The organism is Anatilimnocola aggregata, assembly GCF_007747655.1.
In the GTDB taxonomy this organism is placed as follows: Bacteria; Planctomycetota; Planctomycetia; order Pirellulales; family Pirellulaceae; genus Anatilimnocola; species Anatilimnocola aggregata.
On record NZ_CP036274.1, the window covers coordinates 1,038,650 to 1,061,181 of the forward strand.

General features: G+C 56.6%; 2 protein-coding genes. Both read right to left on the minus strand.

Annotation, left to right across the window (positions count from 1 at the left end):
- Window positions 1–35: 35 nt before the first annotated feature.
- A complete protein-coding gene (locus ETAA8_RS04040; protein ID WP_145085244.1) occupies window positions 36–5,273 on the minus strand; it encodes a beta strand repeat-containing protein in 5,238 nt (1,745 codons plus the stop codon).
- 475 nt (window positions 5,274–5,748) lie between these two features.
- Complete coding sequence (locus ETAA8_RS04045; protein WP_145085248.1) at window positions 5,749–22,236, minus strand: GEVED domain-containing protein; 16,488 nt, start codon at window positions 22,234–22,236, stop codon at window positions 5,749–5,751.
- Window positions 22,237–22,532: the final 296 nt, after the last annotated feature.

A 22,532-nucleotide genomic window follows, 5' to 3' on the forward strand; every position in this document is an offset into this window, starting at 1 on the left:
AAATTGGAAAGTGAATTTCAATCGAGCAGGCTGTGCTAGGCCCAACTGCCGGCGGCCATCGCGGCGTCGACACCGTTGGTGTATTCGCCGGCGCTGGTGGCTTCACCGGCCGACATCACCGGGACCGAGGCCAGCGAGGCACCACTGGCACCGAAGAAATCAGTGGCACGGCCGTCGAGCCGGATGATGTAGTTGTCGCTGGCATCGCGGCCGAGGATGCGGAAGCGGGCCATGGCAGCCGTGTGGTTTGGGTTGTTGCGGTTCGGGTTGTCGATATTGAAGGGATCTTGGAAGATCGTCGTGGAGAAGCTATTGCCGAATCCGTCGGTGCACTCCAAGAGGGCCCTCGACAGATCCGCAGATAAGGTGACCTTGATCGAATGTGTATTGCTCCAACCATTCAAAGCCCACGACCAGAAGGCGTCGCCCGCAAGATCGGTGGAGATGACATAGCCGTTCTGAGTCGACGAGGCCAGGATTTCGCCGATCAGGCCCTGACTATCTTCCAGTTGATTGGCGTCGATGGTTCCCTCGCCGAACGAGTTCACCGATACACCCCCGGCGATGCCGAAGAGGGGGAGAGTGAGTTGGATCACGTCGTTCGCGTTGCCTGGATTGGCGGCAGCGGCCAGGCCAGCAGTTTCCTTGCCATCGCGGAGCCCCATCGGTGCCGCTTCGGTCAGAGTGTAATTACCCGGCTCCACATCGTTGAAGAAGTAGTGTCCGTCCATCCCTGTTGTCAGGGTGATGGGCACAATCGGCAGGCCGGTGACGAGGCTGGTGCCAGCGAGCGTTATTTGGGCGCCACTGAGGGCCTTCTCGTTGGCATCGAACACGCCATCGTTGTCGTAGTCGATATACACATAACCTTCGACATCGGTCGGAATGAAATTCTTCACATCGATATTGACGGTGGCGGTCGAAGTCTTGAAATCGTTAACGCCGTTCGTCGTGCCGTTATCGATGATGGTGTAGGAAAAGCTGTCGAGCCCCGAGTAACCCGGGTTCGGCGTGTAGGTGAGAATGTTGCCGTTGCGAGTAACCGTGCCGTTAGCCGTAGTTGCCTGGAACGAATCGAGCGTGAGCGTTTGACCGGATTCGTTGGCCGCACCCTTCGAATCGTTGCTCAGCAGGTCAGTGGTGATGTTGAAGTCGCGGGGACGATCGATGATGGCCGTAAAGGGAACCCCGGTGGGGTCATTGACTGCCACAGGTGCGTCATTCACTTCCACGACGGTGATCGACACAGTAACTTCATTCGATTCCAAGCTGGGTGGAGTGAACGGCGAGTTGTCGTTGATTTTATAGGTAAACGAATCGGGGCCGTTGTAGTCTGCTTCGGGCGTGTAAACGACTCGCCGCGTGGTGGGGTTGAACGAGATCGTACCGTGCGTGGGTTGTTGCATCGGCACAAACGACCAGAGGGTATTCGCGGTATCGGGATCGCTGTCGTTATTGAAGACATCGATGCTGACGGCAATGTCCTCGTTGGTAGTTGCGGTGTCGGCAACGGCCACCGGAGGGTCGTTCTTTTCCTGCACCGTGATGGAGACTGTGGCAATGGTCGACGTCAACGGGCCCGGAGTCGTCGAGTCGTTATCGTTGAGTTGGTAGGTGATTTCATCACTACCGTTGTAGAACGCATCGGGCGTGTAACGAATCTTGCCGTTCACGACGCTCGCGGTGCCGTGGCTGGGACCACTGATGATCGAGATCGTCGTACCGGAGGTAAGCAGGTTATCTTGGCTAATAAATGTCGGCGAGGCATCGACGTCCGAATCGTTGAGCAATACCGCGATATCAACTTGTTGACCTTCGCCGGTGGTCACTGTGTCGTCATCGGCATCGGGGGCATCGTTGACGGCGGTGATGCTAAACGTCACCGTGCCATTGGCAGACTTCGCATTAGCAACTCCGTTGGTTGTGCCATCGTCGGTCACTGTGTAAGTGAAGCTGGCTGCGCCGTTGAAGTCTTGTGTTGGGGTGAAGAGGACATTGGTGCCGCTGATCGAAACGGTACCACCGGTGCCCGAAGTGACACTGGTAATGTTGAGCGTCTGTCCACTCTCGTTGGCTGCGCCCTTCGTGTCGTTACCGAGGAGGGAGGCGAACGGAATCGTCCGAGTGCCCGAATCTTCAGCGATGGATGCGATCGGATCGTTGACAGCAACCGGAGCATCGTTCACTTCGGTAATGGTGAACGTTGCCGAACCGGTGTCGGACTTGAAGTCGTTCGCACCGGCGGTTTGGCCGTTGTCTTGAATGGTGTAATCGAAACTGGCAGTCCCGTTGAAATCGGCTGCCGGAGTGAAGACGACATCTCCAGCCACGACACTCGCGGTGCCACCAACAACATTGCTAACGCTGGTAATGGTGAGCGTCTGGCCTGCTTCGTTGCTCGGACCCTTCAAGTCGTTGCCGGTCAGCGTGATGGCGGTAATGGTGCGCGGGCCGGAATCTTCGGCAATGCTCGAAAGCGCGTCGTCGATGGCGGTGGGGGCATCGTTCATCGGGCGGACGGTGACGTTCACCGTGCCAATGGAATCGGCACCAACGCCGCTCGTATCTCGCAAGGTATAGCTGATCGTGTCCGCCCCGAAAAAGTCCGGAGCGGGGACATAGATGAGTTTGTCGTCCGTGTCGTCAGGGAGTGTGCCAAGATCACGGGTAACCGTGCCGCCGTTCGGAGTAGTGCCAACGAACGAAAGGAGACGGGCCTTCGTTCCAACAGGTGTTGGGTTCACGAGGTCATTGGCGAGTACATCGACTGTGTTGAGAGCTCCACTAGCAGAGTCTTCTTCCACGGTGAGGCTATCGGACGCAGCGAATGGGCGAACCGCTGGAGCGACGTTGATGGTGACACTGGCGTTGGCAGTGAGGGCTCCGCCGCCGGTGTTCCCTTGGTCATTGATCGTGATGTTCAGCGTGTCGGATTGACCGCCAAAACCGACGACCGAAGTGTAAGTGAAACCATTGAGGGCGGCACTGACATCGGCCACGTTGCCGGTCAAGGTGACGGTGCTGGTGTTGTTGGTGCCAATCGTGACGCCGGTCGCAGCCGGGACGTTGATTCTGTTGGCAGCATTCACTGCCAGGGTCACGACGACGGGGGAACTACCCGAGTCCTGATCGGCAACCGTAATCAGGCGGCCTGCGCCGGACGAAAAGAGGAGTGCGTCTCCCTCGATATTGGCGACCGGGCTGGCAAAGCCCACGTTGATAGTCGGGGCGTCGTTGATGGGAGTAATGACCAACGGGATGTTCAGAGTGGACGATTGAGGAGCACCACCCGTGTTGCCGTTGTCATTAATCGTAACTGCAAGGGTCTTGGAGCCGAATGCGCCAGGAACCGGAGTGTAGGTAAGGCCATTGATGGCGTTGTTCAAATCGGCCAACGTCCCTTGAGCGGAGATGGTGCTGCTGTTGTTGCCAGTGACATTGGTCAAGCCAGTGACGCCGAAGAGCGTGAGCGTACCGTTGCCTGCACCAACATTCAAAGTCAAGGTGAGGAGGGCAGGTGCGGCCGCATCCACATCGTTGACCGTGATTTGATTGCCCCCGCCACTGCTGAAGGTGCGCGATTGGTCCTCGTTGAAAGTTTGCGGCGAAGTCCCCGAGAAACTGATGGTGGGAGCATCGTTGACCGCATTGATGGTGATATTGACCGTAGCGACGTCGGTGTTGAATGTCGGCGAGGCTTGATCGCGCACGGTGTACTTGAAAGTATCGATGCCGTTGAAATCGCCGCCTGGTGGCGTGTAGCGAATGGTCGAGGCAGAGATGATCTGCACGGTACCGAGGGTGCCGGTCGTATCGACGCTGATTACCGTTTTCGCGGTGTTGGGTGTCGGGGCGACGTTGACGTCGTTACTGGTGACATTGATGTTGATTGGCGTAACGCTGCCTTCGGTCGTGGTTGCCGAATCGTCGCCAGCGTTCAGCGGTTCAGTAATCTCAAGCGAATCGCCCGTGATCATGATCAGGTCTGTTGTGACGGGAATGCCGAATCCGACCACACCAGTTTCGAGACCGTCGGCAATATCTGCCAGCGACAGATTGAAATTGACGAGGCCAGCATCGAGCGCGTTCATGCGGACGCGGAGGATTTCGGTCGGCGTTGTTCCCTGGTACGGGTCAAAGAACTGGGTTCCGCCGACATCGTTGATGCCGGTTGCCATGCGGAAACCTTGTCGATTGTCTTGGAAGAAGGGAGGGGCATCGTTGAGCGGATTGCCGTCGGCATCGTAGCGAGTTCGCAACTTCAAGGCGTCGGTGTACGCAGCCGGGTTGGTGGTGGTTCCCTTAATCGATTCGGTAATGGTGATCGCGGCAGTTCCCAGGCCGGTAACGTTGCCCGTCATTTCAGGAACGTCTTGATTACTCATCTGATTGAGGAAGCGAACACGCCAACGATTATTGCCACCGGAAGGCTCGTGAGTCACTTCGGTCGCGGTTCCGCCCAGCACGGCATCGAGAGCAGTTTGGATGTTCCCGGCGGTCGTGGCGCGATTGGCTGCAAACGGGATCGCTGCAGTCGTTTTCGGTACGCCGTTTTGGACTACGGTCAATGTAAACGTGCCATTGGTCGTCGGAGTGCCAGAGATGAAGATGATCTGGCTTTCGTTGACCTGGACATCGGTTTTGTCAGTACTGTACAGCACATCGAAGAAGGACGTGGAGACGCCGAGTGCGGTACTGCCATCGAGGAGCGTGGGATCACGATTAAGACTCATGTAGTTCAAGACGCCCAGGTCTTCGGTCAAGACCCGCAGTTCATATGAGCCACCCTTGCTGATGGTGTTCAGGTCATCGTTCGTGCCAGCGGCGACAATCTGCACCGTCAGCTTGATCATCGGGTCGCCAGTACCGCCCGAGTTCAGCTGATTGATGACCTGGAGCGCGTCCATGGCCGAAATACGGGTATCGTTATTGACGTCCAGGTAGGAGTCGGGCTCGGGGCCAACGCCTTCACCGGCGGCGGCACCTGCAGGACTGACGACGGTCCGCGAACCATTGACGTTGAGATAGTTGATGATTCGCAGGGCATCCATAGCCGTCACGCGACCGTCTGCGTTCACGTCGCGGGGCTGTTGGATATTCCAAAAGGGGCTGCGAAAGAGCGTGGGGGCGACATCGCCGGCCATTAGTTCGCGAGATTCGAGCTGTTCGGCCCAGAGCGAGCGGCGTTGAGCCAACTTCTGGCGAGCCAGTTTTTGGGCAGCCGCAGTACGCGACGAAGTGGCAAAACGGTTACGACGACCGAGAGTTGTCATGGATTTACCCGTAGCGAAACGAAAATCTCTGTTCCCGATGCAGCACTTGACCGGCAGTTTGACTAGGAAAACTTCGCCTCAGAAGCTTCCGCCACCGACCAAACGTTGCTGAACCCCAGCCCTCACACAGACAGCCGAACCATAAGCCAGATAAGCAGTTGTAGCGAATGGATGGTGGGCAGATGCGAGCCTGAAAACCATGCCAGGAACTAGGGTTTGAATTCCAAGCTAGTCGGGATGTCCGTGCTTTGCAACAGATTTGCAAGGTGCCCGTCAAGTTTTCTTTCGCAGACAAGTCAACGCATTCCGAAAGCTTAGCGCGCAGTGCGCATCCGCCATTTTCGCTACGACCGCACCTACTAAAGACGCAGGCCGATTCCAGAAAGTTCCCCTGTTCTGGAATCGGCCTGCAGATTCCGAACGAGGCCCGCCCCTGCTGGGTCTCGCTCGTGTTTTTCGTCAAAAACCCACGGTATTAGCCCAGGTTTAGCTGTTCCTCGGCCAGGTCGCTGAGCAGATCGGACCACTGGGCGTCCGTCAGCGGGCCCATCGCTTCGTCGGTCTGCTCGAAGGTTTCGAACGAGCTCGGATCCTCGTGCTCGCCTTGGGCGACAGCCATGCTGTTGATTAGCAGTTCGACAGCCGCGTCCTGTACCAACTCCGAAACTGGCACCGAGGCAGTAGCAGTTGTGGTGGGCGCGGTCTCGATTACCACGCTCGACGACGCATACATTACGTCGGGAACGAGCGTGTGGAGCGAAAGATTCGCATCGAGGACTTCCCCATCTACATTTGCTTCGTTCTCGGTGGACCTCATGCTGGTGAAGCCAACGTCCTCGCCCGCGGAGGCGATGACAGGCGGCAACAGCGGAACTCGATTCAGGTGGGTAATGACACCGATCGCATCGAACGCAGTCAACCGGCCATCACCGTTGACATCGAGGAAGGGTGGCGGATTGAGCAACGGGTTCAAAGGGGCCGGTGGCGAGACGATCGGCAAGTTCTGTACGCCGTACGAGTTTAAGTAGTTGATGATGATGAGGGCATCAAAGGCGTTGATCTTGCCGTTGTCGTCCACATCGTATTGGCCAACATTCGTCGCAGTCAGGTCGCCTGGGTAGGTTACCTGGATGTCATTGGGATCGTTCTGGAACAGAGGGCCAGTCAAGGTGACCTGGTAGTCTTCGACTTCGCCGTCGATCGCAGCACCGGTTGGGCTGTTGATTACTTCCGTGCTCACACGGAAGCGGGCATAAGTGGCGCCTCGCTCGCTGGCAGGCATCGTGAAGTTAAGCAAATTCGAACCCGCGGCGAGAACCACGTTCGTCAGAATCTGTTCTCCGGCATCACTCCAGTCACTGTCTGTCGAAGGATTCAGGTTGATCCAGGCCGATACAATCAAACCAGCTCTTGGCGAAGTCACAATGACCCGGCCACCGTCCGCTATACCGGACTGCAAGCTGATGAACTGCACGCCGTCGTCGTTGTCGAGGTTCGCCGCTACACTCGGCTGGCCATCGAAGTCTGCCGTTGGGAAGCCTGTCGGGTCAGTTCCCAAATAGACGCCCGGTTCGATGCCATGGTTGGCACCACCGTCCGCATCCAGAACCGGATAACTAGCTGGAGCATCGCCGTAATCAACCGCAGTTCCGAGGAACAGCGTGTAGTAGTGGTTGATGGTGTCGCCTGGCACGTTCGGGTTCGGAATCGCGACCGTGTTATTGGGCGACAGCAGATTCCCCGCTTGATCGGCAATGCCGTCATTCATGAGGATCTGGTAGGTGCCACGTGGCCAGATGTTGCCAACCGGAGTCAACACAATCTGATTGCTCGTGGCGTCATAGCTGAAGAAGTAGTCCACGCCTTCGACCAGCACTTGGGTCGCCGTCGTCGAAATCCGCCGCGTGACGATCACCTGGCTGCTGGTGACTGTGAAGTCATCGATGTCTGAACCGTCGGGTTCACCATTGGGATCGGTTCGATCGAACAGAGCAATCGTGAAGTTCCGGACCAGCACCGTATTATCGGTGCTAACCACCGTGAGAGCCTGATCTCGGTCAATTCCCAGGGCATCGTTATCCTGCGGATTCACCAGCGCCGAACTGGGGCCCGACTTATCGACACGGTCGAGGGCACCGCGATCCTTGAACGGATTCAAACCGAAGCCTTGCGGCGTCTGCACATCCGGGTCATCGGCCCGTACTTGGCCGCGGGCATCGCGGTCGGGCGTCAGGATGGGTGAGTCACCCAAGCCAAGCGGCGACTTGATCGAAACCATGAGGGGTCGATCGAGCAGCGAGTCAATTGAACTATCGATCGCAGGCGAAAGAGCTGCCAGGTAGAAGTTCCCACCCTGAGCATTCTTAAACAGTGGATCGGCATTCGTGAGCATGATCGGGAAATCGCCCAGGCCGAGGTTGGCTGGGTTGGTAAGAACCGTGTTTCCCTGTGTGACGAGACCACCAATCACCGTATTCGGACGGGACGAAGCATCGACGTTGAGGGCCGTTGCGAAGTTGGCAATGATGTTATTCAGCAGCGTGGGCCCGGATCGCTCGTTGACCAGAATACCTGTGTCGGCGACAGCAGCCGACGGCGGATCGAACGTGCCACCCTTACCATAAAGCGTGTTGTTAATGATGCGTCCAAACGAAACCGGAGCATCGGTTCCCGGGTCGCCACTGAAGCGAATACCACCCGTGCCGTTGCCGTAGATGATGTTGTTCATCACCACGACACCCGGAACCAGGCCCACCGTGTTGGCTTGACTGAGGTTACGAGTCGCACCTTGATGGGCAGCGTTGCCGTCGGCAGCTACGCGGGCACCGGCGTCGATATCGATGCCGAAGAAGAGCGAGTTGTAAACTTCATTCCCTTGCAGCACGATCTGACCTTGATCGCGAACAAGATTGCGGTCACCCAGTTCTTGATCGAAGGTGATGACATCGATTGCACTCGGTGCACCAGCCGAATTGCTGTTGGGCGCGTTCGGCGAAGTGACTTCGAGCGTGTATTTGCCCGTGCTGCCTGGAATCGCTCCAACCGGAATGATTGCACCAGCGGTCGTGGTGTGAGTGTACTTATTGTTCCCGGCACCACTCACTGCGATGTAATATCGTCCGGCACTGGGCGCGGAGAAGGCCAGATAAGAATCCGTATCTGGACGCGTGGCAAAGCTGCTGCCGCGAACTTGAGTATTCCCCAGTCGTTCGCCAGGAGCAGCGATGGTCACGGCAGGACCACCAGCGGTCGGAATCATTCTCACCGTCGCGCCATCGTTTTCGGCGGTGTAAGTGTTGCCGTTGATCGTCACCGTTTGCAGTGTGCCGGCAGCGTTGAAGATCCGCAGGTAACTATCAAGAGTCGAGCCCTGAATGGCGGCATCGACATCCACCAGGATTTGCTGACCAACCACCCGAGTTATCGGCGCGCCGCCAATGACTGCGGGGGCCGCACTGACAGTCTGCGTACCTTGAAAGCGAAGGGTGGCAGGGAGCTGTGCATCGACAACAACATTAGCTGACAGACCTGCTGTGGCGAGGGCTGATTGGAAGGCCTGCATGACCTCAACTCGGGTCATTGCCGGGGTAATCGGAACAGCAATATTGCCCAGCGTCGTGAGTCCGTTGTTATCAAATTCAAAGATAAACGGTGTGGCGCTCACAGTAGGATCGAGAACTGTCACAGTTTCACGATCTGCCGTGGTTAAGCCATCAAAGAACTCTGCCGTCACGCTCAGATCAAGTCCGAAGTAATCGATATCGCGAGCACGGCGGTCAGCATCCTTCTGCTCGGTAGTGGTATCGTCCGAATCGCCGACGGTACCATTGGCGAAGAACCGCAAGCCATCGTAAATCGAGCCTGGGGCAGTGATCTGCAGGGCCGTATCAAGGCTCTCGTTAACCTCCTTAACGGGCACACCCGTAGCGACGAACGTCGCTGCACCGTTGAGATTCACACGATTCGTCGTGGTTGCCAGGCCTGGCTGAGTACCATCCCCCAGCCACGCGTTGACTCGCAGAATCTGCTGAACATCGGTGCTATTGATCGCATCGCGGATCGATAGCGCGACTTCGGGAGCCGACATTGTCGAATTAAACGGTATCTCCTGGTTACCCGGAGTAACGACAGTCTGGCCAAAGGGTGTGACTTCTGCCGTGTCGTTGAACTCGAATGTCAATTGGCGTGTGCCATCGCTGATGGTAAAAGTCTGACCATCGATCAGTTGAGCACCGGAACGTGCGAGCAAGGTTTGTTGCTCGGAGAACCGGTCATTCGAGTCGGGAGTAAATCCAGGCAACGCCGGCGTGACGAAGTCGTAACCCACACCACGGCGAATTTCGAGTTGATAGTCGCCGAGGATGATCTGACCTGGAGGTGGGGTCGTGGGAATTGTAATTGCCGAACTTGAGATGGCGTTGGAGAGCATTTCGCCACGCTCGGCCAGACCAATGACGAAGTCGTCCAGATAGACGCCTTCGAAGGCATTATTTTGATATCGCAAGTTGCTGCGGAAACCACCGACGGTATCGGTGACGTCGCCAGTCAGATTGGTTTCCAAACCGAAAGGTCCACGCTGTGCCACCCCGCCGACAACGTCGACGGTATGGAAGGGACCGGTCGGCGAACTAATCAAGCGAACCAGGTCTCCATATTGCTTGATGCTTCCAGAGTCGGGAGTTTCCAGCGAGATGAGAGCGTTTAGTGGTCCAGGGAAGGACAAACTAAAGTCGCGAGCCGAAACGAGCTCCACTCGATTTGGCGAGGTCGGCGAAGTGGTAGCGGCCAACCCGGGAATCGCCAAAGGTCCGCCAGCATTCAATGCCTGCGCGACCCGCCCCGCTACCTGATTGGGCAGGAACGAAGCCGAATCCGTGTAGAACACGGGAATATTTCCCACTGCCACGCCAGCAGCACCGGTGCTCGCAAACTCGGGTGATCCGAAGATGTTCGTGAAGTCGGCAATCGTTAGGGCATTGGTATCCGTATCGAGTTGAATTGCAGATCCAGACACTACAGCTGCATTCATGTTGCCGCCGAGGGCCGAATTAAGCACGGCAACCGTGGCACTTGCAACCTGCGATTGGGAGTCATTTACATTGAATGAAATAGGGATGGCACCGAGAATGACGGTCGCCAAATTGTTGTCGTACTCGAAGATGCGCGGGACACCATTCCACGTGATTTGGAATGAGTCGCCATCGGTAATCGCGACTGCCGCCAGTGGGTTGGCACCGGCAGTTGGAATCGTGAAGATCTCGCCACTATCAAACTCGTAGGTCGCCGCATCGGCGGTGCCTGAAGTCGCAGTAAGGCGAAAAGTCTGCTCATCGTTGTACTGGCTGCCATCCTGCACAATCAACTTTTGTGCATAGAACGTTTGCACCAGCATGTTCTGCAGTGTCGTCGCCACTGTGTCACGCGATTGTGTTCGTGTGAATGGCAGCTCAATCGCGTTGACAAGCAGCCCGGCAGCACTAAGACCGGCGGCACCTTGAGTCTGCGTAACAGCCGCGGCACTGGTTGGCGCAGCAGCTGGAGTCACTGCTGCCGCAGTAAAGAAGTTCAACACAGAATCGTTGCCAAGGTAACTAGTGCCGGCCCCGAGGCCGTTTGCGGCGAGAACTCCCAGCAGGGTCTGGGTGAGTTCTTGGGCAGTCATCAGATCGGTGATACCAACCCGAATGTTTCCTGCCGTTACCGAGTTGTTCTTGTCGAATTCAAAAGTGATCGGCACGCCAGCAGCCGTTGGCAGGATGGTGATGGTTTCACCATCGGGCGTCGCCCGGCCGCTGGAGAAAGTTGCGGTCACACCATTATTGAACTCGTAACGTTGGCCGCCAATCGAGATGAACTGCTCATCGGTGATGTACTGACCTGCAACTGCGCGAAGTTCTTCGCCGGTTGTGTAGGGAACGCCGACGTCCATATCGCCAGCCGTGCTGAAGTCGACACGGAGTCGCACGGACTTCTGGCCAGCATACGCATCGAGCGGAATGCGAACCTGACGGAATCCATTGGTATTGATGAAGATATTCGACTCGTCCATCGCCAGCAGTTGCCAGTCACCGCTATTCGAGTCGGCCACACCATCGCCGTTTGTATCCGCATTGTTATTATCGATCGAGCTGACGAAGACTCGTAGCGAGTCATAAATCGGGCTGGCTTCCTGGCTCGAGAAGTAGGTGAAGTACAGTGCCGGTTGATCGACGGCGGCGTAACCTTCCAGGTTAAACTCGTTACTGACCACGCTGCCGAAGGCACCACCGTTTACGTTGTAGGTCGAGCCACGACCGCCGGTACCGAAGTACAAGCTGGAATTGCCAGTGGTCGCGGGACGACTGCCGTTTTCCGCAGCTGGAGTACCGTGACCCGCATCGGTTTGACGGTGCGTGTTGGTTGGGTCCACAAAAGGAGTGAAGCCCCACAGGTTCTCGTTCAACTGACCAAAGCGAATACCGTTGGCTTGGGTAATCGGCGTAACCACTCCTGCATCGTTGCGGAATGTCAGCGGAATGTTGGTCTGCCCATCGACAAAGATCGGCTCCATGCCGCCGTAGGTGTCGGTCGTGTGATCGTATTCGAATGCATACAACCGGCTCTGCCCGCCAACCTCTGCGACCGCGAACCAGGTGTTCGCATATCGACCATTCTCGACCGTTGCTGGCCCGCGTGTCAGACCTTGAATGCTCAGGCCTGCCAAATCCGACCGCGAAGCGCCGATGTAATTGACGCTCGTGACTTGCAGAATCTTGTTGGGGTCGGTCGGCAGCAGGTTCTGATTGTTGAGGAAGTTGATGGTAAATTCGTACAACCCGCCGTTGTCGCTCACCGCCACAAAAGTAGAGGTCGCGGCTGTATTCGCCACATTCACCATGCCGGTGATGCTACCGCCGGGCCCTTGTCCGCCGACGATAAACGGCGAGTTCGCAGGCGTAATGATCTGCCCACTGGTGAGTTGAACATTGTTGCCTAATAGCGAAGCAAAGATGCCGGCCGAGTTAAGATCGGCGTTGATGGCATTGGCGACGCTCGTCGCAATCGTGGCGGCAGAATCTTCAGCTCGGAAGGGAATCGAATAGGCCCCCGGGCTGAAGTCTGGCGTGCTGGCCAGTTGCGTCCAGATTGGCATGCCGTCGAAATCGACAGCAAGGGTCGGCACTTTGCCGGCAGCCGTAACCGGCGGGAAGTTAATGCGTGCGTCGAGTGTTGCACCTTCGGCACCAGCAGTGAATGGAGAGATTGGACTTAAATTTACGGCATTGAGAATCGATGTTGCGATCTGAGCGTTGGTGTTCACCTCTTCCGTCGCCATGAGGACGTTGGGAAGACCTCCCTGTGGTACAGGCCCAAGCAAATTGACAATCGGTGTTCCTGGGAGCACGTTGTATGCAATCCGAAAGCCGTTTGCGACCACACGATCGTCGCCACCATAGACATCGGCAAAGAGACCATTCACCGTACGAATTGCGTCTCGCATCCGCACAGCGACGACATCCGAAGTGTCGCCGTAGTTAATATTTACTGGTGTACTTCCTGCGGTAACACCGTTTCCGGCAGGATCGAACTCAAAGAAGAACGTGTTGGCGGGCGTCACGGGATTTCCCAAGGTCAAGCTAAATCGCTGACCTTCAAGATCGCCTGACTGTAACGCGAGCGGCGCATCTACAGCCTGTAGGATAGGTGCTTGGCCGGTTTCGCCTTCAACGGCCACTAGCCCGCTTAGTGATGGGTTGATGGCCGTGACACTGACACTCTGGGTTGGCAAGAAGGGAATCAATGAGACTCGCGTCGAGCCAGCGGCAACCAAGGCGGTTGTCTGAAAGGTTGGACCGGAGGCAGCGTTAATGGCCGCTTGAATCCTGGCAGCAATTACGTCAGCCGTTAGGAATGGACCTGCCAGATTTCGAATATCGATCGGCAAGGCACCGGGAGAATTCTGGACGGCATTGTTGTCAAACTCAAATACTCGTTGTTGACCGGCGGCGTTGATTGTGAATGTTGATCCGTCCAAACCGGCGGCCGTCGAGTTAATGGTGGGGTTGACTGCGATCACGCTGCCGGTATCAAACTGAAAAATAACCTCGTTACCACTCTTTGGTACGTCATCTCGATCGAGAATGAAGTAGTAGCCATCGCGAACTGTCTGGTCTAGCCCAAGGTTTACCTGCTGAGTTGCTTCAAACCCGGCATTGAACTCAAAGTCACGGGTCACATTCCCATCGGTGACGGTGAAAAAGGTCCCGTCTGTGATATTGGCAAAGTAGTTCGCACCAGTTGAAATGGTGGCTTCAACTCCGGTGAACCGCTGTTGTGTGAGGATTTCACCAACTTCGAAGGCATCGGTTCCGGCACCCGTCAACCGCGGTCCGCCATTTACCAGTGCAGCACCGTTTGCGGGGTTCAACTGATAGATGATGTTTTGTTTGCTATTAATTGTTGGATTGATATTACCCGGACGATAGAACTCGCCACGGTTACCAATCGCCAACAATCGTTCCGGCGAATTGTTCGGAGTAAAGAACTCCAAGGCATTGTAGTGAACACCGAAGCCGTTTCCGGCATTGGTGACGATTGGATTACCCATTGCATCGGGCTGATAGGTGTCAATTCCATCGTCACCCAGATCGGTAGGCGCACCGGTCCCAGTGTTGATCTGAATCAAGTGCCCAGCTTCCGAGTCTTGAATGAGCGTATCTTCCAAGTCTCGCGACAAGCCAAAGAGATTATTGGCCGTGTTAAATGCGATGTCTTCGATGTCGAAACCCTGGGTACCGACCGTAGCTACGTGAGCCCCGGTAAACGGGTTGATCGTCTGCAGCGTTGTTACTTCAGTCGCGGCGCTATCGCGACTGATATACAGAGTCATGTCCCCTAAGTGCCAAGGAATCACGCTGTCGTTACCGGGAATGTTGTCGAACAAGACCTGCGTATCTGGCAGTGACGAAGTGCCTCGGTCTGGTGGCTTACCCTGGCGCCAAGGAATGTCCTCAAACCGTCCTTCATTAATGTGGTCTTCGACGATCCGGTGGACGGAGTCGATCGGCTCGATGCGCAGCAACGGGTTCGTCGTGGTGGCCGAAGTGAACTGCGTGTACGGAGTCGGAATCGTTCCCACAGCGGCGACGGCCACGTAGTAAGTTTCCGGCGCAGTACCATTCAACGAACTCAGAGGCGCGGTCGCCGGCAACGCGATGTTACCGATGTAGGCGTCATTCGTGCCGACCGAACCGCGGTTCAAATCACTGATGCCACTGCTCGAGAGTGTGCCGGAGCGGTCATCGGAAACGTTCGAGTCGAAGTTCGTCAGGATTAGCTGGAAATTCGAGTTGTAAACAAACAACTGGAGGTTCGGACGCCCCAGGCCATCGGCATAGTCCAGATCGAAAACCGTGTTCACGAGAGTATCGAAGTTCGGATACTCCTTGGGCACGGGGGACTGGCCATCGATGGCGTTGTAGTCCAGCGTGAAGCGATACCAGTCGACATCGCCCAGAGCATTCAAATTACCCGAGATCGAGATTGCCCCACGGTCGACTGCCAGCAGATTGCCGAGGTTTTGCGCTCCAGCCAAAGAACCCGTGTTGTTGGGTTCGATATCGCGGCGTTCGCCGGTGAGTGGCGAATGGGAAGGATGACCGTTGACATCGATGCCCGTACGCGCATTGGCGATCTTCGCATAGCGAATGGTCGTGCCCCCCTTCTCGTCCCGCTCACGCAAGCGAACTTGCAGTTCGTAGGAGCCGGAACTGATACCTGGCACCACCAGACTCTCGCTGACGCTCGAAGGTACGACGGTATCCAGGTCACCCTTGTTCTTGGGTACGCTTCGAATGCGGACAAAGTAGGTGCTTTCGACACCTGGTGTACCGGTGAGCCGGACTCGCATGCCCGCGTCGCGCGGATTCGTCGAATACAAATCCTGCCCTTCGAATGGCGCGGTCTTCTGTAGCGGGAATGCCCCTTCGCCCAGCAGCGAGTCGGCACCCGTTGCTTCGTCTGCAGAGTTATCCGAGCGAGCTTGGATGTTGCCAAACTCGTCAACTAGTTCAATCACCGTATCGAGCGATTGAGTGGTGCGATCAATATCGAACCAAACTTCGGTTTCGGCTTTCGCCTTAAAACTATAGATGTCGACATCGCCGGGCGTGGCAATTGCGCCCTGCACGACGAAACCGAGGCGCAGGTTTTCATCGCCACCCTTATCTGCAGAGGACAACGAGCCCAGGAACTGCGCCTTGTTCGGCCGCGAGTTCTGAGTGCCATTGCTGGTGACCGGCTCCCGTTCGGGAACTGTCTCAACATTTCGATCGTTGGCGTACTTATCGATGACAATGCCGTTCCAATCGCCTGGTCGCCCGCCGGAGATTGGCGCGTTCGCCAGGAATTCGAGGAACGTAGTCACCGTCGAAGTGGAGGCCAGCGGATCAAGATCCCACGCCAGGGCTGTTGTGATGTCGCCTAAGCCGTAGACATTGCCGAGTGTTGCGTCGGGAATCAGCGGCAAATCGACAAGGTCAATGTTGGTGCCGCTGGGGGTGATGGCAAAATTATTCAGGGTTCCCGCGAGCATTCGAGTCTGCAAGTCCGACCACTTATCGGCGGCGAAACCGACGTAGCTTGCATTCTGCAATCCGGCTCCCGTTGTATAGATACCACCTTGCGAGAAACCGATGCGTTCGTTGTTGTCGAGCGTTACCAGACGGAAGTCCGCCGCACCGGGCGATCCATCGATATACAACAAGTCGTCGTTAGCACCTTGCACGTCCTGATCGAGGTAACTCATCAGGCGAATGTCGCCCAGCGGAGCGCCAGTGGCAGTGCTGAAGTCGAAAGAGGTGACAAGTCGAGTCGAGCCATTCGCAAAACTCGAAGTAGCACGCCAACGAACAGCTGGCAGGCCGGTGCGGGTGAACTGACCTTCGCTTACGACGACGTCCGGAGAGACGAGCATCGGAGCCATCGTGAGCGTATTGGTTGTGCTCGCGGCAGTAGCCAACCGCAGGTTGATGACTTGTGTACCTGCATACACGACTGGGAAGTGGGCAAAGATAAAATCTTGCGCGATAAACTGAGCTGTTAAGCCCTGAGCGGTGGCGGTGGAGGCATTGCCATAGCCACCCGCGACACCGACTGTCCACGAGAAGTGTCCGTTGACACTGGTGGCCACATCGTTGTCGATGCGGACACCGTTGTCGACTTCAGGTCCCGTGGGGAGTGTGTTCGTAGTGGCTGGATCGTCGCCGTTCGTATTGCCCTGCGGTTTGCCCGCAGGAGTGAAACCGGAACTGATCGTGTCATCAGCATAAGAGGTGAGCACGACCGGGAAGCCTGGCTGACCCAGAACTTGCAACGTGCCACCGATCCGCTCTTCGTTTTCCAGAGGGCGGCCGTCCGCGATGATGCCAGCCAGAGTGTTTGTGGTGGTATTGCTGGCAGCCTTGATTACCAGGCTTTCGCGGGCTGAGCTTTCCAGTCGTAAACCGCCGTACGTATGGAAGTCAGGAATCAAGATCGAATCGAAAAGGACGTGAGCAATATCGGTATCGTCCCACACACTTTCAGTCGTCAGCACGCCCCCGCGCACTCGCATTCCGTTGGTGTCATTCAGGTCGATTCGATTCAAGCGGATGAGCGGGCCGTTGTTATCGACATCGGTCACACCTGTTTGCGTATCGATCAAGCGCGAAACTGGGAAGCTGTTTCGCGCGAGTTCCGTGTCCGCAGGTCGTTCGGCCAACAAGCCGGTTTGCCGCCCGAAGTCGGTGAGTTGCTGCGAATTGAGGGCATTCACATTGATGCTGATGAAGGCACCGCTGTTGGAAAGCGCCGTGTTGTTGATGATTACCGGCTGAGCGCCGCGCACGAAGATGGTCGCGTTGTCGTTGGTTCCACGACCGGCGCGATCGCCCGTCGTTTGCGAGCCACTAGCACCGCTTGCATTGAACTCGAATCGACTGTTGGCAACGCGAACCTTAGCTTGCTGAATTTCCAGTACATTGACGCCGGCAAAGGTACCTTCGATCCGGCCCTCACCACCGCCGTAAGCGAACACAACTTCGTTGAAGCTGCCCTTCGAATCGGGCGCGAAGTAAATGCCGCCCCAGTCCCCCTCTTGGCCCACAGCGCCGACGGATTTTGAGGTCGCGAAAGTGCCACCCGCTCCGTAGCGAGTGTCGTAGAGCGATGTCAAAACAATGTCCCGCCCTTTCACACCTTCTGCAATCAGGCCGGTGCCGATGTTCACGTCGATGCGTGCACCATCGAACTTAAGCACCATGGACGGATCGATCACCAGCGAGCCGTGCGGCCGTGCGCGGGCATTGGCTGGCTGAGCGAGTGCCACGTCTTGCAGGAAAACAGGAAGTCCATCACCGCGCGGCCACAATAGCGGATTGGTCACGTAGCGAGCATTAGCGCTGGTCCGGAAGTTCTCGTCGACAATCGTCGTCAACTGCCCGGGGCCGCCCGGAATGATCGCCAGTTGTTCGAACTTGCCGTAGTTATCTGAGCGATAAACGATCAGGCTCGAATAGACTTTGGTATCGACGAGCGGCAGGTTCGTGAGGGTGATTTGACGATTATTGCCCGAGATTACAAACCCACCCGTTTCGCCAGCCGGAACGGCCAAGGCGGAGGTTGCACTTTCGCCGCCGGTTCCTACGAACGAGAAGCGATAATTGACGATAGTGCCGTTAGTAAACCCGCGTGTACCCGCAGGGGCGGGGACTGCGGAAACAGCAGTGTTAATGTTGACGGTGGCGGGAATCAGTTGAGCTGGATTGACCGCGATGCCCGTATCCGTGAACGACGTCTTGCCCGCATCCGTCATCCCAATGAGATCGAACTGGCCAGGAACAAGGGGAACACCGGGAACAGTAATCGAGCGATAAATTCGCAAGCCCATGTACGAACCGTAGGCCAACGGCAAGTTGTTCAATGTGACTGAACCTGCCGGCCCCAAGGTCGTGACTTGAGGCAGTTCGACCATCGGTGATTCGCGGCCTTCGGTATCGACGTAGGCCAGGGCATAGACCACTTGCTGGCCACCCGTGTACGTGCCGCCAGAGGCAGAAGTGGTGGTCGTAACGGCCGGGGTAGTACCAATAGCATTGATGCGTGGCGATACAGAATCACCAACCGAGGCCACCTTGAGCCGCAGTGCCGAAACTGGCAACGCGAGATTGCGGTCCACGTACGTTGCAGCGGCCGAAGCTGGAATCTGTTCGACCAAGATAAAGTCGCCCACTCCACCGATCCGACGATACAAGCGGCGACCAACAAAGCCCGAAGCCAACAACGCGGCGGTGACGTTTGGCAGATTTGTCAAACGTATGTGAGAATTCGCAGACGTAATGGAACCTGACGCACGAATCGTGCTGGACGCGACGCCTTCGTTGCCATTCACATCGACGTAAACAATTTTGTACTCGATATTGGTGTCCGTCGTGGCGAAACCGCCTGTACCCGCTACGGGCGCGGCAACAGTCAGCGTCGTCGCTGGCGCAGTCAGCGCGGTGTGGACAAAGGCCCCACCAGGCGCGCTGTGCATCGCCAGGTTTTCCTGGAACACGTGGACGATGTCGGTATCGTCGAAACGGCCTGCGACTGCCATCTCTTCGATTGAAGAAGCATTCAGCGCACCACTCTGCGTGGTCGAACGAATAACAATTCCGTTGATGGTATTCGTATCGAGGAAGTTGCCGTGAATCTCTGGGCCGACACGCTTGTAGTCAACGTTAAAGCTGCTGTTAAACGTACTGCCGTATTGGGGACTCGTGAAGTTGCTCTCTTCAAAGCTATCGGGATTGGCTGACATGGCGGCGTCAGCACCAAGTGTGATGCGGCTGTTGATAATCGTCGGCCGGGCATCCGTCATGTGAATCGGATTCACGGTGCGGGGTTGTGAATTCACCACTACCTGGCCGCCACCATAGCGAATATCGGCATGAGAGATGTAATTCAGGAAGATACCGCGGCGCTCAAAGTCGGAACGACCATCGGCGCGATCAATGTCACTGCGGAAAGCAATACCGCCCCAATCCCCTTCGTCTGCCAATTCGCCCGAAGGATTGGCACGTTGAAAAGTGGAATCACCGATCTGTGGCTCAGTCGCGTTCGTGGGATTGTACGACGTGAAGTAGACGCTCTGGAATGGCGTGCCGAGCACTTGGAGCGCACCACCGCTGCGGTCGGCTGAAGCGCCTTGGTTTTCGCTGCCCACGCTGATCTGAGCGCGGCGTAATTGAACCACGACACCGGCATCGAACACCAGGGTGCGATCCTTGGGAACATCGAGTGTGGCACCATCGGCCAGTGGGTTGCCTAATTTATCGAAGCCAATTTGATACGCCAGATTGTCGGTCAAATTGGTATCGATGGCATCGAGAGAGTCGGCGGCGTTCTCAAGGTTGTTCCCCACCACGCGAATGATGTCGAACGGACGAGAAGCTGCGAGTGCTGACTTGATCGAGATAAACGGCTTGGCGAGCGAGCCATCGGGAATGTACGCGGCACTATCTGGCACACCATCGCGGGGCGAAATATCGGCGGCAGCCATCCGATCGACAAAGATCGTACGTGCGGTGCGCGTCGTGTTTTGCAGATCGGCTAGCGAGCTTACGGGGGCAGCGGCGCGGAACCAGAAATTATTCACGCCACCTGGTTTGCCATCCGAATCGCCATCCAGGGGCGTGCCCGAGACATCGGTCAGCGTGTCGGTAGCAATCTTGCGGAAGTCCAGCTTTAGCTGATAGGCACCCTGCGTTGTACCGCCGATGCCGGAATCGACGACGTTGGGATCAAACTCCGTATTGCCGCTGGCACTCACGCCCACATAGTAGGTCGTATTGGCTTCCAGCGTCAGTTCCAGGAACGAATCCTTGCTGAAGTAGTCGTCGTTCTTGGCATACAACTCGGGAACGCCGGTGTCCGGATTGACCCGATAAACGGCGATGGCGGTATCCAGACCGCTAGAGTTAGCCAGCCGTTCTGCGAATGTTTCGGCGGTCAGCACGCCGGCGACATCAACTTCAAACTTGTACATGTCGATGTCTTTGGCTTCGGGCCGATAGACATGCTGCATGTGAGCGATGTTGTTATCACCGGGGAAAATTGGCTCAGCAGCTGGCACTGAGGCTGCCAATGAGGGATCTTCACCTTGCACCGTAGTGCCGGGAAGATCGTAACTGTGGCCCAGCCCCAGCAACGTGCTGATCTCGTGCATGGCCGTGATGAACCAGGCATTGCCGTAAAGATCGCGACCGTTGGAAGACCAGTCGTCGCCCGAGTCCATAATTGCGGCAGCAGTTTCGCCGAAGCCGTCATTGTTCAGGTCAACCGCGCCGGCCAAACCTGTCAGGCCACCTGGGCCCGTTTGTACCAGTGTCAGAATCGCCCGCATATCGCCAGTCGCGATGATGAAGCCTTGATTCTCGGTCTCGACGAAGTTCACACCGGAAGTTTGGCCGATGATTTCCAGAACTTCGCGAGCCCGTTGCTTTTGCCGGTCCGTGATGACGTTGAACGTCGGCTGAGTTGGAATTGTCGAATTGGTCGTATCGGGAACGTAACCCAACTCGCTGCGGAAGTTGTAGTAATACGTCGTCACCCCATTCACGCTATCCGCATCCGCTGCCGGCTGCAGGAGCGGATTCTGCGCGATCATATTTCCCAGGTGATTCTCCGGGCCATCGCTGCGCTGAATGACGGTTTGAACTCGACCATTGATGACAACCGCTGCCCCAGTACCGGGATGGTTCCCCTGGCCCGTGATGTCGCGGTGTCCCGGATCATCGTTGCCACCTGGCCACATCAGGTTGTAGAACTGCGGATCGATCGACTGACCGATGATCACACTTGTTCCACTCGTCATTACGATTGGATTGCCGGTATTGGCCGCAGCAGTGCTGTTGATAAAGTCTTCGAGCGATTGCAGCGGTACCCCCGCGGGCAAGCCATTGATCAGCACGTCGCGCAGACCAGCCGCGCTATCAAAACTGGACCCTGGGTCTTTGGTAAGCCAATCCGTATTTGATGTGCCGCCAGTCGTCCCGTAAACGTTCGGGCGACGAACTTCTGTCGTTCCCAGTCGCAGCCGGAACGAAACCGCTGGATCGGCGACCCCAGGCGCAGTGCCGGCGAATTGCTCCAGGCGGAAATTAGGGTCGGGGGCAGCGGGATTCAAGTCGAACTTGAGGACCACCTTATTCAGCGTGGCGTCGTATACAGCAGAGTAGGGCTGGATCTCGCCGGCAGCGGGAGCATCATCCGATGGGTCGACCGTGCCGCGCGTGACAAGCAGTTTGTAATAGCGCACGTCTTCTGCAAGAGCTTCGTCCAGATCGTCGTTGTTGAAGTAAACGTGGACTTCGTTGCCAATCTGCGCGAGTGCGCCAGCTGCGTTGCGGACCACAGGCTGCGGCACAACGGCGAGCACCTGGGGCGCAAGATTCAAAGTAAAATTGAGATTGAAGGTGTTTCCGGCGTTGAATTGAATGCCGGAGGTGTCTTTCAACGTGGTGCCGACAAACTGCAACTGATACAGGTCGTCTTTCAGCGGAGTAGCAAAGCGCATCACGACTTGCGTTGCATCGTCACCCAGGTCCAGATAGGCCGGCGCGATCGGCAGATCGAGCGGATCGAAGGTGCCGTCGCCATTGGCTGGAACCAGGCGAATGCCAGCAGCCAGCGTCGTTCGGTCCATTCCGGGCACACCCGGGAAGGTGAACGTCAACTCGCGCGGTGATTCATTCCGCACCGTGGGCGTTGGACCACTGCTGAACGTCACCCCACCATCGGCGGCAACTAAAACTGGATCGACCGCAAAGACGCGCCGGTCCTCAAGCGATTCCAGATGGAACTTGCGAGCTGCGCGCCGCAGCATCTCCTTGTATTGCGAACTCTTCTGCCAAGAGTTCTTCAGGGATGCTTTGGTTTGCTTCAGCGAACGCCGGGTCGACATGTACTAACCCTCGAAAATATCGCGATTTACGACAATCTCTGTTTCAACTTGCCGAATCGCCAAAAAGACAAGACTTATGGTGCGAATCAGCGGGACGAACCAGCCAGAACGGAGTCCGAACCTAGACGAGCGGTCGAAACCGCAGAGACCAGCTTCGGATTATAATTAGGGCCATCAACGATGCAAAAAAATGCGCAGCCAACACGGAAACGCGTGCGCGCTACTGGCCTTTGAGGGGCGCCGTAATCGAAAAGTTCCCTTCCACCGAACCAAATTCCGCAGCTTACGATGGATCG

Bases quoted from the DNA above. Each gene is read 5' to 3' on its own strand.
- ETAA8_RS04045 (WP_145085248.1), bottom strand. From the start codon at position 22,236: ATGTCGACCCGGCGTTCGCTGAAGCAAACCAAAGCATCCCTGAAGAAC.
- ETAA8_RS04040 (WP_145085244.1), bottom strand. From the start codon at position 5,273: ATGACAACTCTCGGTCGTCGTAACCGTTTTGCCACTTCGTCGCGTACT.